Source organism: Shewanella sp. SM73 (assembly GCF_025653795.1).
Lineage (GTDB): Bacteria > Pseudomonadota > Gammaproteobacteria > Enterobacterales > Shewanellaceae > Shewanella > Shewanella oncorhynchi.
In genome coordinates this window covers 52,083-68,127 of record NZ_JAKKRY010000011.1, presented here as the reverse complement: position 1 = coordinate 68,127, position 16,045 = coordinate 52,083, and the positions used below count along the sequence as shown (strand labels likewise).

Annotated in this window: 13 protein-coding genes and 1 pseudogene; 3 read left to right on the top strand and 11 right to left on the bottom strand. The window is 42.3% G+C overall.

Going from position 1 to position 16,045, the window contains the following annotated elements; genetic code table 11:
- Positions 1-148 precede the first annotated feature (148 nt).
- From L5M51_RS15320 to rfaH, 4 genes and pseudogenes are all read right to left on the bottom strand, one after another.
- Positions 149-1,123, bottom strand: coding sequence for a Wzz/FepE/Etk N-terminal domain-containing protein (locus tag L5M51_RS15320; protein ID WP_263173606.1), 975 nt, complete (start codon positions 1,121-1,123; stop codon positions 149-151).
- A gap of 212 nt (positions 1,124-1,335) precedes the next feature.
- Positions 1,336-1,769, bottom strand: a pseudogene (locus tag L5M51_RS15315) (four helix bundle protein).
- 182 nt (positions 1,770-1,951) lie between these two features.
- Positions 1,952-4,690, bottom strand: a complete 2,739-nt coding sequence (locus L5M51_RS15310; RefSeq protein ID WP_263173603.1) for an SLBB domain-containing protein — start codon at positions 4,688-4,690, stop codon at positions 1,952-1,954.
- 704 nt (positions 4,691-5,394) lie between these two features.
- Positions 5,395-5,901, bottom strand: a complete 507-nt coding sequence (gene rfaH / locus L5M51_RS15305) for a transcription/translation regulatory transformer protein RfaH (RefSeq protein WP_219250929.1) — start codon at positions 5,899-5,901, stop codon at positions 5,395-5,397.
- 472 nt (positions 5,902-6,373) lie between these two features.
- On the opposite strand from rfaH, the gene L5M51_RS15300 reads away from it, so the two are divergent.
- Positions 6,374-7,879, top strand: a complete 1,506-nt coding sequence (locus tag L5M51_RS15300) for a peptide MFS transporter (protein ID WP_173497653.1) — start codon at positions 6,374-6,376, stop codon at positions 7,877-7,879.
- A gap of 117 nt (positions 7,880-7,996) precedes the next feature.
- Here L5M51_RS15300 and L5M51_RS15295 read toward each other — a convergent pair whose 3' ends face one another.
- Together L5M51_RS15295 and L5M51_RS15290 are read right to left on the bottom strand one after the other, a co-directional pair.
- Entirely contained in the window at positions 7,997-9,100 is a 1,104-nt protein-coding gene (locus L5M51_RS15295) for a response regulator (protein ID WP_263173597.1), read from the bottom strand.
- Between the two features lie 121 nt (positions 9,101-9,221).
- Positions 9,222-10,007: a VacJ family lipoprotein gene (locus L5M51_RS15290; protein WP_028761165.1), complete on the bottom strand. Its 786-nt coding sequence runs from the start codon at positions 10,005-10,007 to the stop codon at positions 9,222-9,224.
- Between the two features lie 219 nt (positions 10,008-10,226).
- Between L5M51_RS15290 and L5M51_RS15285 the strand changes: the two genes are divergently transcribed.
- Positions 10,227-12,134, top strand: a complete 1,908-nt coding sequence (locus tag L5M51_RS15285; protein ID WP_263173594.1) for a hypothetical protein — start codon at positions 10,227-10,229, stop codon at positions 12,132-12,134.
- A 61-nt stretch (positions 12,135-12,195) separates the two neighbouring features.
- Positions 12,196-12,504 carry an EscU/YscU/HrcU family type III secretion system export apparatus switch protein gene (locus L5M51_RS15280; protein WP_028761167.1) on the top strand — a complete coding sequence of 103 codons (309 nt, stop codon included), beginning with the start codon at positions 12,196-12,198 and terminating at the stop codon, positions 12,502-12,504.
- 52 nt (positions 12,505-12,556) lie between these two features.
- Here L5M51_RS15280 and L5M51_RS15275 read toward each other — a convergent pair whose 3' ends face one another.
- The 5 genes from L5M51_RS15275 to L5M51_RS15255 all read right to left on the bottom strand — a co-directional run bounded on the left by L5M51_RS15275 (position 12,557) and on the right by L5M51_RS15255 (position 16,036).
- Entirely contained in the window at positions 12,557-12,955 is a 399-nt protein-coding gene (locus tag L5M51_RS15275) for a DUF2802 domain-containing protein (protein WP_028761168.1), read from the bottom strand.
- Positions 12,956-13,185: 230 nt separating this feature from the next.
- Entirely contained in the window at positions 13,186-13,680 is a 495-nt protein-coding gene (locus tag L5M51_RS15270; protein WP_006082380.1) for a chemotaxis protein CheW, read from the bottom strand.
- Positions 13,681-13,687: 7 nt separating this feature from the next.
- Positions 13,688-14,668, bottom strand: coding sequence for a chemotaxis protein CheW (locus L5M51_RS15265; RefSeq protein WP_263173592.1), 981 nt, complete (start codon positions 14,666-14,668; stop codon positions 13,688-13,690).
- Entirely contained in the window at positions 14,652-15,443 is a 792-nt protein-coding gene (locus L5M51_RS15260; protein WP_028761170.1) for a ParA family protein, read from the bottom strand. The genes L5M51_RS15265 and L5M51_RS15260 overlap by 17 nt, the downstream gene beginning before the upstream one ends.
- Positions 15,444-15,514: 71 nt before the next feature.
- Positions 15,515-16,036, bottom strand: a complete 522-nt coding sequence (locus L5M51_RS15255; RefSeq protein ID WP_173248599.1) for a membrane anchored protein in chemotaxis locus — start codon at positions 16,034-16,036, stop codon at positions 15,515-15,517.
- Between the last annotated feature and the right edge of the window lie 9 nt (positions 16,037-16,045).

Here is a 16,045-nt window from a genome sequence, read left to right as displayed (position 1 = left end):
TTTTCACTTTTGTATCTCAGCCTTTCAAAACAGTCTGAGACACTTTTTATCTATTTTGAGACAGTCGACTTGTCAACATTCCTTGTAAAAACTATTTTACTGTTTTTCTTGGAACAGCCCTAATAGACTCTCAATGTCAAAAAATGTTTCAATCTTCTTTTCTAACAAAATATCTAATCAACACAAACATAACTCCTAACATACCGCCAAGCAGTGTACCTAATACGCAAATTAGAGCACGTTTAGGCTTTGCTTTTTCTTCAGGCACTAGAGCAGGGTCAATAGTTTTAAAAACGTATTCGTCGCGCACTTCAGCAAACATGATGGTTTTAGCTTGTTCTTCAACTAGCTTATACAAAATAGTTCGAATATCTGCCACATTGGTTAAAGCAATTTGTTTATTTAAAAACTCACTGCTACGATTCGCCTCAGCCACATCGCGGTCTTTCATCACTTTGTTAATATCTTGGATTAACCAAGCGACCCACTGCTGCGCAACAGCAGGTGATAAATGCTCAACTGAAATAGTGACCATTCCGGTTTCTTTCGCTTTATTAACAGCAATCATTTTGCTAAAGACTTTATAGGCCTCCTGCATTGATGGTTCTGGTTTAAATGGCGCTTTAACTTCACGCACCCAAGTACTGGTTTGTTCGTTGTAAAGTTCAGGAGCATAAATTAATTTATCAGCATCCCGATCCCATTTTTCGACGGCCATTAAATCGGCGAGTATATTGTGCCTTTGAATAAAATCACTCGTAAATTGACGTGACTTTAATACCTCAATGGCTAATTCAGTTTTATCTGTACCGCCCTTAGCGCCTAAATTTACCCCAGCTAAGCTGGCTAAGCCGCCAAACTGTGAGGCTAATCCACTTAAACCACCGCCTTGCTCTTCAGATGCGGGGGCTAATAAAGCTTCGGATTTATAGATATTGGGTTGTTTTATAGCAAAAATAACCGCACCAATCGCGAATACAGCTGTAATAGCAATAATTAACCATTTGCCTTGCCAGATGACAGAGAATAATTCACGAAGATCGATTTCGTCATCGCTTGTCGTTTGAGGGAATTGCGCGTCTGTTTTATATGTGTTTGGATTTTGAGTAATTTGTGTGTTCATTGGTTCTTCAGATTCTAGATTCTAGTACGCTGCGCGGCGAGAGCGCTGCGCTTCTATAAAGGCAAAAGTTAAAAGCAGAGCGGGCTGCGCCCTACTAGAGCGCTACGCTCTTAGATTCTAGATTCTAGAGCGAGCCTGCGAGCGTCCTAGTAGTTGCGAAGCAACGTTCTAGAGGCTGAAGGCCGTCCTAGAGACACGCAGTGGCGTCCTTCTTAGCTTTTACTCTTACTTTGCTTTTGTTTGATAATTGCACCTAAGATTTTGGCTAATTCTTTTGCCTCTTGGACCATAAGTAATGCAGGTTCCCTTGCCAAATATCCAACTTCAATACCTATATAGAGTTGAGTGACTAACTCACCTAGAGAGCCTTTGGCGTAGTACAAAAAGCGAATTTGCTCTTTTAGTGTTTCACGCTCTTCACCTTATTCGGTACATCCATGTACCTCACCTCTTCGAGGCCGATGAAAAAATCACATCGTTCAAAAGTTGCTCCTGCACTTTTGTCAGCAATATTTGAAGGGACAGATAACCCTGAACGAGTTATTTGATCTTTAAAACCCCAATTACTTACTGATTCTGTCACTTGATATATTTGACAAGATAATCGCGAGGCTCTTTTCCAAACATCCAGTTGTTCGAATCGCATGAGAGCTCCTTAAAAAGCAGAGCGGGCTTCGCCCTGCGAGAAAAAACAGAACGTTGCTGCGCTCCTTCTAGAGTCTAGAGCGAGCCTGCGAGCGCTCTAGTTAGCAGCAGCGATTTTTGCTGCGTCCCTCGCAGTTGCGAAGCAACGCCCTAGAGGCCGATGGCCATCTTAGACTCTTCCTTCTACAGCCCTGCGATAACTGATACAGCGACAGCGGTGTTATAGATAATACCCGTGATCTGTGTCCAGAGACTTAGGTTATCTTTATATTCCGTATCTAATGGCACAATAATGGTATCACCCGGTTGTAACTGGTCTTCACTAGTAAACCAACTCGAACGACCAGGCATTAGCACTGAGCCATTTGCTTGGATAACATAAGTGCGGTCTTCATCAGCACGTTTACGCGCACCACCAGACATAGCTAAATATTGGTCTAAAGTTAAGCCATCTTTAAATCTGTGAGTTGCAGGGTGCTGAACCTCTCCCATCACTGCAATGGTTTGCTTAGTCGATGGAACATAGAGAATATCGGCATCTTCAAGCTGTATATTCGCTTGTTCAATTCCTAATGAAATTGCCGCTAAATCGACAACAAGACGTCCTACCGCTTTTATATTTTCTAAATCGGCCAACATCAATTGCGCATCAGCATAATTGACCATAGTGCCATCCTGCGATACACCTCGTGTGGCTATATCTCGACGCAATTGATCGGCTAACTTTTTAATCTCTATTTGCTCTTGCTTACGAACAGATTCGCGCACAAATACAGCTGATGGCAAATAAGCATATTCAGTAAACCCACCCACACGAGCGATTAAATCGTTAAGTGTTTCACCGCGGCGGATATTGTAGCGTCCAGGGAATTTTACTTCGCCTCGGATTTCAACAACTTTAGATTCTTGCCAATCAGGAGTCGTCATCACTGTTAGCATGTCGCGCCCAGTTAAACGTATATTGGCACTTTCGATTCCTTGCAATGCTTGTGTTAAATCAAGATTATTATGCTTAATTCTCGAGCCATTGATATCGGTTAAGGTAGTGGTTAATTCAGCTCTAGCGGTATAAGCACCTTCTTTTAAACCACCCGCAGCGATCACTAAATCATTCACCCGAGCACCCACAGTCAGTGGATATACTCCTGGCTCTCTTACCTGCCCATCAATAGCAACAATTTGAATACCGGAGCCTGCTCGCCCTTGGCTATTTAATTTAACCATTACTGGGTAGAGTAACTCTTGACGGCCCATCTGATTACTGAGTTTAAGTAGTTCTGTATCGTCAAATAAATTAGCCAGCATTTTATTGACAACGCCTTTAACAACCTCAGCTTCTTCAGACTCTTTCTTATCTGTTAGTACTACACCAGCAAGATCGGTACGTTGCGATAACTTAGTTTTATCGAGTTGCACAAAGCCCGCTTTAAATAAATCTGAACCTAAAAGATTACTTGTATTTAAAGAAGTGACTTTTTCAACACGCTCTTTTACTAATTTATTTAGCTCATAGCGGTTCTGTATATCATCTGAAAAATTAAACAGAATGATTTTATCTCGCGCATTTAAGCTAAGGTCTTGGCCACTTTCTTTAGCACTAATTGCTTTCCCTGGTGAGAATTGATGCACTTCAATATCACCGTACTGATTCACTTCCCGGATCACGATTGCGTAATCGAGATCAGCAGAAGCCGCTAAATCTCCCCATAGAGAAGGTAATACGTCACTCACTTTTTGACCGGCAAACCATTGATATTTACCCGGACGAACAACAGCACCGGCTATGGTGATGGCACTCTCGTACTGCTCCGACGCACTTTTTACGCGAACAATATCACCTGCTTTGGCTGGTGTATTTCGACCTTGCTCAGAGGTTAAGTCTACGTTCACTATTGTTTTCAAAGAGTTACTATTATAACGCTCTATTGAACTGCTTTTAGGATATGCTCCTGTATTTAACCCTGCGGCCATTGCGATAACGTCAGCCATGCTCTCATTGTGTTTTAGCTCGTAAATGGCTGGGCGTCTTACTTCGCCGGTTACGCTTACAAGGCCGCCGATAGAAGGAATAAACACCACATCACCAGAATGGAGTCTTAAATCCCCCGACGCATCACCTCGCATTAACAGGTCATAAAGATCTAAAATACCAACTAGTTTGCCATTACGTTTCAGCTGTACATTACGTAATGAACCGATCTCGTTAACACCACCAGCGACAAACAGAGCCTGAGTGATAGTTGATAAACTTGAAACCGTATACGAACCAGGTTTATAGGCATCACCGGCCACAAAAATGCGTATCGAGCGCAACTCACCCATAGTGATGTTGGACTCAATACCGATCATTTGCTCACTAATACGCTGGGATAAAGAGTCTCTGAGCTCAGAGAAACTAAGCCCCATGACTGGTATTGGACCTAGCTCAGGGAACTGGATAACCCCCTCACGGTTAATGACGAGGTCATACTCTTTATTCTCTTTACCATAAAGCTGAACTTTAATGTTATCGCCTGGACCGACGAGATACTCTCCTGGAACAGGGACGTCTGACACAGGTGCAAATGTGCTTGGTTCACCAGCAAACATCTCATAACCGAAACGACGCAATTTTATTTTGCTGGGATCTTCAGAAAAATCTAACTCCGCTTTAGCCGCTTTTTTATCGGCATCAGACACACGAGGATTGGTATCTCTTTCCCCTACGACTTCAGGATTTGTAACCTGAGTTTGGGCCTGAGAGCCTGAAAGCATATTAGGATCAATACCGTATTGCTTAGCAAGCCTTGCCTGTTCAGATTTCGGTAATTGCTTGAACTGCTCAATCATTTGTGGAGATGGCGTAACGGCATGAACCTGAGCGCCCATCAATATTGTGGCGCCAAGGCCTACTATGATGAATTTTTTGATTTGTTGTAACACCAGATATCTCCGATTGGATTTAAAATGATAAAAAGCAGAGTTGCTAGAGTCTAGAGCGAAGCGACCTAGAACCACGAAGTGGCGGGCCGTCCTTCTTTGCTTTCAGACACACTACCGATCCGCGTGGCGGCCGCCACTTAACGAATGAAACTATTCATTCTTCAACTATATACCTCTATAAATGCCAGTTCGGCATCCATGCCTCTCGTTCGAGAGCTTAACCTGCGGTTTCTCACCTTTCAGACACGCTACCGCCCATAGATTGCGGCTTCTATATTGCCCTTCGCGATGCGAAAACTCATACTTTTCAATAACATAAAACAGTTTTACAAGAATAGTTAAGCTCTACACTCATTCAGTTACAGAACGTAACTAAATCTAGTTACGTTAGTAAAACACCTTAACCATAGGATGCAAACACTTAAGATAAGAGCTTATATTCTAACTTTATGATTACCGAATCTTACTTCAAAGATTCGCTACCCATAGAACACTTAGTGTTCAAACAGCCGTTTTTAACGGTCATACCTTAACAGGTTGCATTTAAAAAAATATAATATCAAACCTTAAAAACCAACAAATTGATTTTTAAGTAAATATTAAACACCCTGTCACTTTGGTAAATATTTTACTAACTTCGAGAATGGCTAATATCTTACAGAATACTCAGCATTACTCCTACAAACAGGTTTGTACTTGTGCACTTAAACACAAATTCGTTCCACACTTTGCTGTGGCACAGTAACCGTCTTTATCTGCCCCATAATGTTAAAAAGAACATGGCAACGTTTGTTTGGGCATTTTTCTTGAAAAATGCCTTCGAGATCAACAAAGGGGCCATCTGTAAAACGAATTTTCTCCCCCGTTTTTAGCTCTAATGCTTCGGCTAATACTGTTTGGGAAGGCGTTAGTTCTTTCATGCGAATGGCATGGATAATTCTGTCGTCAATGGGCGTCATTTTCTCTTGACAATTGACGATTCGATTAACGCCACGAGTAGAATGGACCTGCCTGACACTTGTCTGACTTGGGTCAAAATTGATGAATAAATAATTAGGAAAGAGTGGTACACGACAGACTTGTTTGCGCCCGCGCTGAGATTTCTCTTCAGAGACCATAGGCAAATACGTCTCTAAATTTTGAAGTGCTAAGTTTTGTTGTGCTCTCGCTTCACTACGAGGTTTACAATACAAAAGGTACCATGCCTTCATAAGCTAATCTCACTACCCTATAAATAAGTGACGTCCATTCACGGGTCGCAATCATAGCAAAGATGCTCAAGTCGGTGGAAGTAATTTTTCGACTATTCCAGTCTCTCGCTCGGTATGCATACAATGACGCTCACATTAACTAATTCACAATTAAAATCACAACACTATACTGCTGATAATGTCACCACTTAGCTTACCAAAATTGACTTTAGTTGCTTTTAAGGGGTATATAAGGTGGGATTTTAGCGAAAATACTCATTTTACTGCTAAACACATTACTTTTATTATAAGAACGTAACAATAACCCATACGTAACTAGCGGTTATTCAACAATTAATGAATGCTATAGCGCGAATTAATGCTTGATTAAACCTGCAGGCGATATTGGGACGAGCAACAACCATTTTTCTGTGGTGACATCATCCTGTTTCAGGGGCCCACAGGCAATCACGAGCTTAAGGTGGAAGACTTCATGAGCGTAGCAAAACCACAAGGAACGATGCTTGGGCATCCCAAGGGATTGTTCCTGCTGTTTACAACAGAACTTTGGGAACGATTTAGTTATTATGCAATGCGTGCCATTTTGGTACTGTATTTAGTTGATCAGGTGGGTAAACAAGGCGGTGGCGGCTTAGGATTTAGCCAAGCTGACGCTTTATCCTTGTATGGTACTTTTACTGCGTTAGTGTATTTAACGCCGCTGATTGGTGGTTGGTTAGCTGATAATTTTCTGGGACAGCGCAAAGCCATTTATTTTGGTGGCGCGTTAATGGCGGCAGGCCAATTTACGCTAGCTGCGCCTCATGCTTGGTTTCCTGGTATTGAAACGACCATTTTTTATATCGGTCTAGGTACACTCATTCTGGGTAATGGTTTGTTTAAGCCGAACATTTCCACTATGGTGGGAGATCTCTACGAGGAAGGTGATCACCGTCGCGATGGTGCATTTACTATTTTCTATATGGGAATCAATTTAGGTGCGGCATTATCCGGCTTTATTGTTGCTTGGGCTTATACTAGCTTTGGCCACACTGAAATGGTTAATGGCCAAGAGGTTTTTGTTAATAACTGGCAGGCAGGTTTCTTCTGTGCTGGTATTGGGATGCTGCTGTCGCTGGTGATTCAATTTTTATTTGCTCAAAAACTGTTAGGTAACATTGGTACCGTGCCAGCGGCCAAGCTAGAACGTGAACGCCAGGCTAAGCTAGGTAATACCCGTAAAGAACCACTTACTAAAATTGAGCGTGATCGTCTCAAGGTAATTATGGTACTGGGTTTGTTCACTATTATTTTCTGGGCGGGTTTTGAACAAGCGGGCGGGTTAATGAACTTATTTACCAATGAGTTTACTGACCGTTACATAGGTACTTGGGAAGTGCCAACGACTTATTTCCAATCGCTAAACGCTATTTTTATTGTGTTATTTGCCCCTGTAATTGCTTCTATCTGGATCCGTTTAGGTAAAAATGAACCTAATTCGCCAGTAAAATTTGCCTTAGGTTTGTTCTTATTGGCGATTGGCTTCTTGTTCATGATTGGCGCTGTGGTTGAGATGGGTAGCGATCCTACTGCGAAATCAAGCATGTGGTGGTTAGTGGGTGCTTATTTCTTCCATACTATGGGTGAATTATGTTTGTCACCTATTGGCTTGTCTATGGTGACTAAGCTTGCTCCACTGCGTATTGCCTCTTTGATGATGGGCGCTTGGTTCCTGTTTATTGCGATGGCGAACAAGGTTGCAGGGGTCGTAGGCTCTTTGATTGGTCACGGTGGTGGCAAAGAGGAACAACTTGCTAATGCTATGTCAATTTTTGCTGGTATCGCGATTACAGCGGCTCTGTCTGGCGTGATCCTGTATTTTATGGCTGACAAATTAGTCGATTGGATGCATGGCGCAGAAACCAAGCATCACACTGAGGCTGAAGCCTTAGAAAGTGAAATTGCAGTGACGGCTGAACATGAAGCGATAAAACGTTAATTATCCTGTTCGACTGTTTTTGACTGTTAAAACAAAACGCCTTACTCGCAAGAGTAAGGCGTTTTTGTTAAGTCAGCTATTCGGTTACATACTCAATTTCGCCAAAGCGTCAAAAAACTAAAGGCTTAACTGTAGAAAACCACCAGCAGGTAGCGTTGCATCATAGACTAAACCCTTAAACTTGTTATCAAGTAAAGCTTGTTTATGCTCAGGCTCACTTGTCGCAATACATAACTGTTCTTGCGGTAAAATACTGCGGAACTGAATGCTCGGTTTACCCCAGTCTAACACGCCAAGCTGAAGACTCTCAGGCAGTGCTAACGGGCTTAATCCCTCATCATTACGCAGATAACAACGCAGCCCCTTACCCGCCTGTGCAATAGCAGCACGGTACTTAGTTAGCTCAATGGCAACATAAATCATATCGGCTTTAATATCGAGACCAGATTTCACTAAACGCTCGTTCAAATAGCTCATCATATTGAATGGTTCAATAATGCTTTGACTCTGGCCATTTCGAAAATCTTTAAGCTTCTGATTAACAAAACTTCTAAGCAGAACGCAAGCAAACGCGGCTCGATTATCCTCTGGGTACAAATGGGCCATGTACATAATCAGATGATCGCTACCAACCATAGTTGAATCAATGAAATAACTGCTTATATCGCTATTTTTATAAAGGCTATAGTCAACCTTGGCTGCCGGATAACTAATATTTGAAGCGGGAAAGAGTTGTTGCTGAACTTGTTTTGCTGCAGCAACACTTTGCTCAAGCAATGCTAGATTATCACTTAATTCTTGGTGGGATAGCGCGTCAAAATCTGCGGCTTGAGTATCATCAATGTAGGAACTATGAAGGCTTTGTTTAATGGCTTGTTCAATAATAAATAAATCAGATACTGGCTTAACGAGATAATCACTTGCGCCAATACGTAAGGCTTCAACGACGTCAGCCATGACATTATTACCCGAGATCACGATAGAAGGCACTAAAGGTGCTAACCTTGTCATTTCCTTAAGCATATCAAGCCCACCGAGCTTAGGCATACTCAAGTCTGCAAGGACAATATCGAAGCGCTGCGATTTAAAAACTGACAATCCTTGTTCACCATCACAGGCTTGTGTGACTTGCGCACCTCTGCTATCGAGAAAGCTTGCAACAATCTGCCTAAACACGGGGTCATCTTCAACTAAAAGAACCGCAACACCATTTAACGCCATAAAGGTTCCCGAATAAAGTTCATCGCATAGCCATTACTCAAGTGAATATGCCAATAACAAAATCTAACAAGGCTAGCATTTGATGACTAAAGACAAATGCTGACAAGTACGGCCAATAGGGTTACTCAAGCTCCTGCATATACTGATCGAGCAACTCATCATCATCTTGCTTTTGAGGGACATTACCATCATAGACTTTATAGTCCATGTGCTGTAAATATGCATCTTTGACAAAGGCATAAGGATCGAGTGCATTATCAACAAGTCGCTCTTGATCGATTGCTGATGCTCTAGAATGAAGGTTTTTAAGTCCCCATTTAACAATGGATTGCCACATTGTTAACTCAGACAATGGGAAGTATAGACCATCAACCCAATCAGACGCGAGTTCTCGCACAACATAAGGACCCGCAAATGGCGCCATGAAGTAAGGTCCATTAGGCACCCCATAATAACCCAGCACTTCATTAAACTCATCTTGCTTGCGGCTCATACCCATCATGTCAGCGACATCAATGACACCTAATAAGCCGACAGTAGAATTGATTGTAAAGCGTCCACCGGCATTAGCTGCCCAGCCCCACTTACCCTGCAGCACGTTGTTTACTAAGCTGCTAGGTTCCTCTAAATTCTGCACAAAGTTATTGATACCTGTTTTAGCAGGCGTAGGAATATAATCGTTATAACCATGGGCTACAGGACGATATAAATATCTATCTAGGTAGAGATAGTTGAAGTCCCACATAGCTCGGTTAAAGCCTTCGAACGGATCGCGGGGATCATCATAGGTAATTTGTACCTTAGCAGGTGTTTCCTGCTGAATGGTATCTGATAGGGATACTTCAGCCGATTGCACTTTAGGCAACAGCATTAACCCCAAAGATAATCCCATCCATTTTAACTTCATATCGCTCTCTTAATATAAATGTACAGTTTAGACATCAAATTTTCGCTAAAGTGACAATACAAAAATGACGATATAAAGATAATTCGTCTTAGTGGCATACTATCCAGTATGACAGTTCCTTTGTCACAAGGCGCATAAGCATACTTGGCAAAAAAAATTGGTCAATTGTTAATTTTACTAAACGAATGTATCGCAGGATAAACTATATAAGGTCATTAAATGGAGTCGATTCCACTTGTCAGCAGTCAAAATTCGCAGTTACACACTGCGATGGCCCACACTGATGCCCTCAATGCTACTCCACGCCCCATTCCGGCTCAGGTGCAAACATCACCTGAGGGAGATAGTATTATTCTAAACGGTACAGAATATAATTTAAAGCTAGTTAATGCTCAACAGCGGCAAATATTGTTGACTGCTAATAGCTTTTTAGTCACGCCCAATGCGCAAAACAGCTCAACTCCAACTACAATAGTGCAAAACTCAACTAGCCAACTGCTTGCGTTAGCTACACCTCTCGTACTGAAAATCCCTGAGGCAGTGATCAATCTGGCGCAACAAAATGGCATCTCTCAGACGCAGCTTTCTGCACTCGCGGCTCGCACACAGGGCTATCCATTACCCAACGTCACTATAGTTAACAAGGAGTTTCAATTTGCTAATGGTACCGTTGTAGCACAAGATCCAGGACCCCAGCTGAATCAAGGTGAATTCATCGCGAAAATAGCCTTTCAACAAGGGCGCCCTATTTTATTACTCACCCCAATACAGAGCAAACTCGAAATCATAATTGGGGCGCCAGTAAATGAAACTCAGGTTCCCACAAATAAACCATCTTCTGATCTTGTGATCGCGAAAATTGAACCAGCCCAGATCATTGCCTCCTTTCTAAAAAAACTCGAAAATATCAACTTTCTACCTGAGCCCACAAAACAAATTGTGACGGCCAAAGTCGATATAATGCAGCTTCAAAGTAAAGTAGATATTCCATCAGCGCCTACTGCGACTGGCTCACAGAATATCTCTAACGCGCAAGTCATAACGCCAACAACTAAAGACCTAGGTCAGATCAGCACCCAAAACTCAGCCCTTGAAAATCGGCTTGAGGGTCAATCACCGGCATCACAAATGGGTGAAAACGTAAATAGCAAAAACGGGTTACCTCAAGGCTCAAAAACGTCACAAGAAATCCTAAGTGTGAGTCCTACAGACATAAACAAACTTAAGAATATTTTAGGATCCAGTAGCCAAAAGAGTGAACAACAAGGCAATGATGCTAAGACTGATACTTCGATAAAAGTAGCTGATGTCTTACAAAAAGCGTTCAATAAAGCGGGGGCACTTCCTATTGAGCTATCTCGTTCTAATAGCAACTCGAATTTAGCATCTGAGTTATTGAAACTCCTACCGCATTTAGGGCTACCACCACTGAGCCAATTAAATGATATCGATGAGCTCAAAGCCAATATTCTCGGTCTAGCGAGTCTAAATCTTGCTACGCCTCAATCAAATCAAGCCTCTATGCTCATGAATGGGAGTGCAATTACCTCACTTTTTCAGCTGCTACTTGGCTTTAAAGCCAATAACAATTCGAATTCCGTGAGCAAAAAGCTTGCCGACTACCTTGAACAGTTACAAGCTAAAGTGGGCTTCTCCACTAAACTACTTGGGCAACTGAGCAAAGCAGGAGGCCTTGATAGCATGGGACTATTAGCCTCTAACCTGCATTTATACCAACAGGCAAGTAATGAGAGCGCAGGCAATTTAGTGTGGTTCTTCGCCCTGCCCTATGGTATTAACCAACGACAGGAGCAACTGGAAGGGAAATTTGAGCAAGAAGCCGATCCTGATGACCCAGATAAAAAAATAGGATGGCGTTTACAACTGAAGTTTAACCTAGCACAAGGACCTCTGCTGATTTCAGCCCAAAACCACAATCAACAATTAGATATCCAGTTCAAAGGCAATAGTCAGATACTACTTAATAAGGTTAATAACTTTTTAACGCCCTTAAGCCAAAAACTATCACAACTGGGTTTTACGCCTGGTGAACTATCAACTCAAATAGCGCAAGTACCAGCAACCTTATTACCTGGCGATCATTTCCTCGTAAAAACAAAAGCTTAGTGAGTGACAATGTTCCAACACTAATATTGAGTTCATTATACAAAACATTGGGAATAACGATATGAGCGAAGAGAGTGAACCTAAACAAGCTGTCGCACTGAGCTACGATGGTCGTAACGCTCCTAAAATAGTCGCGACTGGTGAAGGGCTTATCGCAGAGGAAATTATTGCCTTAGCTAAGGCTAACGGCGTTTATATCCATCAAGATCCCCATCTGAGCCATTTTTTGCAATTGCTAGAGTTAGGAGAGGAAATTCCCAAGGAGCTTTACCTGCTTATCGCCGAACTGATTGCATTTGTGTATATGCTCGACGGTAAATTTCCTGAGCAATGGAATAATATGCATAAAAAAATTGTCGAGAAGGCATAAAATAAAAAAGCTAATTCAGAAAATTAGCTTTTAGTGTTCAATTGGCTACCGATTACTTACGATGCAGACGGATCAACAGCTCGGCTTCAGCTTTAGGTAATTCGCATTCCTTAATCAATTCGTCGACACCAGCACCAAGCGCGACCATCTTCATTGCTCGAGTATAAAGTTTTGCCTGTGGATCCTGTTGAGTCGTCTCTTCAATACGTTCAGACTGTTGCAGTATGCGTTTTTCTAATTCAATAACACGACGGCCTACACCGATTGTGCCACTGCGTAATTCTTGCAATTCGCGTTTAAAAGACTCTCGCTGCCGATCGCCCTCTTTAACTAACACAGTCAATGCCTCAACTTTGCTTCTTAATTTACTCAATTGCTTTTGTAAAAAGAGTACTAACCCTAAGCATGCGATGACATAGACTAACGCTGCGATCAAAAATTCATCGCCCATCAAAAATCCTTATACTCACTCAAAGCCATAGATTTGGAGCTGGCTTACAATTGAGTTATCTATTCCAAAGTGCTCACTTAACGTCACCAATATAATTGGCCATTGTTCAAGCTATTATAAAAAGACTTCGTCTACCCATAAATCGTAAATACTCAACATCATCGATTTATTCGCAAATAAACAAAATGGCTGAATGAATTCTAATCATTCAGCCTTATCACACTCATTGATTAGATCTGAGTCAACTCGGCCCATTCTTCGTCGGACAATAATTTGTCGAGATCAACTAAGATAAGTAATTCATTGTCGCGATTGCTCACGCCTTGAATAAACTTAGCACTCTCTTCCGTTCCAACATTAGGCGCATTGTCAATTTCAGAGCGGCGCAAATAAACTACTTCTGCAACACTATCAACTAAGATACCAATGACCTGCTTTTCAGCTTCGATGATAACGATTCGGGTTGAATCATCAACTTCAGCAGACTGCAATCCAAAACGTGAGCGGGTATCAATTACAGTGACGACATTACCACGTAAGTTAATGATCCCTAGTACATAATAGGGAGCACCAGGTACGGGAGCAATTTCAGTATAACGCAGCACTTCCTGCACTTGCATTACGTTGATACCGTAAGTTTCATGGTCCAACTTAAAGGTAACCCATTGTAATACTGCATCATCTTTACTTGCAGCGACTGCTGCTACATTTCTTGTATCTTTCATGTTTACCTCAACCAATTGAGTCCTGACAACCTAAACCCGCATTAAGCATTTCAACTAAGGCTTGTACGTGCAAAATGCCACACATCTGTTCTTTCACTACACCCGCTAACCAAGGGCGTTTACCCGCTTGACTACGCCAGTTGACTTGCGACTTATTAATTTTTACCGCATTGACCAAGGACTCACAAGTCAATCCCCAGTTACTGCCTTCTAATAATACAAGATATTGATAATTTACTGATTGCGCCAGTTTATCTGTGTATTTTTCTGGCATAACCCACGCACAAGTATCAACAATGTTCAATTGCTCCTCCCTATGCGTCTGTACACCAAGAAACCATGCGGGTCGACCAAAGATGTGGTTTATCCGCTCAACTTTTACTATTCCGCCTAAACTCACCAAAGGCACAGCCAATGTCAGCCCTGCTACTTTAAAGAATAGTACCTGAAACTCATCATCGAGCACTTCTTGCAAATCTTTTGTCACACTAGGAGGCGTAATGCCGACTTGTGTTTCTGGCACAACCACTGGCTCAACGGTTTCATTAACAACAGGCTGAGCTTGTGGTACTTCCACCACAGCAGGTTGAACATCAATAGGTGGCGCTATCTCTACTGAAGGTGGTATCGATTCTAACCTTGCAGTCTTTAGTACTGGCGCTAGTAATTTCTCTAACGCTTGCTTATTCACTTGAGCTACAACCTGGCTTACCGGAGCAACAAACTCATGTTGTCTTGGCGCCGCTTTTGGCTGCAACTGCGCAGTAGGCGTTATGGCCTTCTCTACATTCTGCGGTGCGGCAGTGCGACCATTTTCAGCCAAAATTGCCGCATCGAGCAATGCTGCCTCCGTTTGATTAACGGCAACATTTTGATTTGAGTCTGCTTTTACAATGCTGTGAGGGGAAACAATCTGGTTTGGACTGTCGTCTTCCTGCAGCAATAATGCGAAAAAATCAAAAACAGTTTCATCAACCGATTTTGACATGGCCAAACTCCCCAACTAATAAGAAATCTAATAATCTTTCATAGGCTTTAACGCCGCGGCAACCACTCGCATAATGCGATGCTGGTAAATGTGCCAAACTGGCATCTCTAAACTTAGTGTCTACTGGAATAACGTCTTTCCACAAAGTATCACTGTATTCGGCACCAAGAACTTGCAAAGCCGCAGGTGATGCTTTGGTGCGTTTATCGTACATGGTTGGCACAACAGTGTAACTGTAGCGCGTCTTCTTAGATCGCCCCATTAACTCCATTGTTTTAATCATCCGCTCTAGCCCTTTAATGGCAAGAAACTCCGTCTGCACAGGAATAATGATATGCTGACTTGCCGCAAGCGCATTGACCATTAATACCCCGAGTACGGGTGGGCAATCAACGATAGCAACATCATAATCATCAGCAACCAGTGCTAATAAATTACGTAGTACTAATCCCATTCCTTCTTGATGACCTAAGGCTCTGTCTAAGGTAGCCAATGCCATAGTTGCAGGTAATAAATCTAAACCATCGACTAAGGTTGGCACAACATGGGATAAAACGAGTTCCTTAGAAAGGTTTTTATGAGCAAGAAAAACATCAAACAACGAGCCTGGAACCTCTTCAGAATCAATACCTAAGTAATAACCTAACGAAGCATGTGGATCGGTATCTATCATAAGAACACGCTTGCCACGCTTAGCTAATGTTCCCGCTAAACTCGCTACCGTCGTGGTTTTACCTACGCCACCTTTTTGATTCGCTATGGTCCAGACTTTCAAGAAGTGACCCCTACCTATACTGGTTAATATGCTAATGAACTAGAAAATTGTGAGTTCACAAATTCTAAAAATTACTGCTCTTTTCTGGTCGTGACACGAATGCCGCCATTGGGCAAACTAATCACTTTGACACCATCGGCATTCTCAGATATCACCACGGGCAGCATCTCTGCATTTTGGGGGGCAATTGTCTGAGAAACAGCTTTAACCTCTTTTTCTGGCGCTTGAAGCTGTTTAGGAATAGAGGATTCCAGATTAGTTTTTTCCTTCGCCGTATCTATTTCAGTATCTGGTTTGCCCAGCAAAGGCGGAATGCTATTTTGTACCGGCTCAGGACCAATCGCTACAGCCTTCTGCTCACCAGGAGCCGCTAATTGCAACATTGCTTTAGTCTGATCGGGATGAGACGCTAACCAAGTTGCAATGGCTTCAGCCTGTTCGTCAGGTACCATTAACAGCACCTGAGTCGATTCCAAACGTTTTATATCCGCCTGCAGCAAACTATTCTTACGCTTGTAATCAAGGCTTAAGGCACCAAGAACCAAAATGGCTATGCCCATCAACAAGATGATGAGCACACTATTTGTGCTCATCGGATATTG

Excerpts from the sequence above, each read along its gene's own strand:
- L5M51_RS15320 (WP_263173606.1), bottom strand. The coding sequence starts at position 1,123 with ATGAACACACAAATTACTCAAAATCCAAACACATATAAAACAGACGCG.
- rfaH (WP_219250929.1), bottom strand. The coding sequence starts at position 5,901 with ATGAAGGCATGGTACCTTTTGTATTGTAAACCTCGTAGTGAAGCGAGA.
- L5M51_RS15300 (WP_173497653.1), top strand. The coding sequence starts at position 6,374 with ATGAGCGTAGCAAAACCACAAGGAACGATGCTTGGGCATCCCAAGGGA.
- L5M51_RS15295 (WP_263173597.1), bottom strand. The coding sequence starts at position 9,100 with ATGGCGTTAAATGGTGTTGCGGTTCTTTTAGTTGAAGATGACCCCGTG.
- L5M51_RS15290 (WP_028761165.1), bottom strand. The coding sequence starts at position 10,007 with ATGAAGTTAAAATGGATGGGATTATCTTTGGGGTTAATGCTGTTGCCT.
- L5M51_RS15285 (WP_263173594.1), top strand. The coding sequence starts at position 10,227 with ATGGAGTCGATTCCACTTGTCAGCAGTCAAAATTCGCAGTTACACACT.
- L5M51_RS15280 (WP_028761167.1), top strand. The coding sequence starts at position 12,196 with ATGAGCGAAGAGAGTGAACCTAAACAAGCTGTCGCACTGAGCTACGAT.
- L5M51_RS15275 (WP_028761168.1), bottom strand. The coding sequence starts at position 12,955 with ATGGGCGATGAATTTTTGATCGCAGCGTTAGTCTATGTCATCGCATGC.
- L5M51_RS15270 (WP_006082380.1), bottom strand. The coding sequence starts at position 13,680 with ATGAAAGATACAAGAAATGTAGCAGCAGTCGCTGCAAGTAAAGATGAT.
- L5M51_RS15265 (WP_263173592.1), bottom strand. The coding sequence starts at position 14,668 with ATGTCAAAATCGGTTGATGAAACTGTTTTTGATTTTTTCGCATTATTG.
- L5M51_RS15255 (WP_173248599.1), bottom strand. The coding sequence starts at position 16,036 with ATGAGCACAAATAGTGTGCTCATCATCTTGTTGATGGGCATAGCCATT.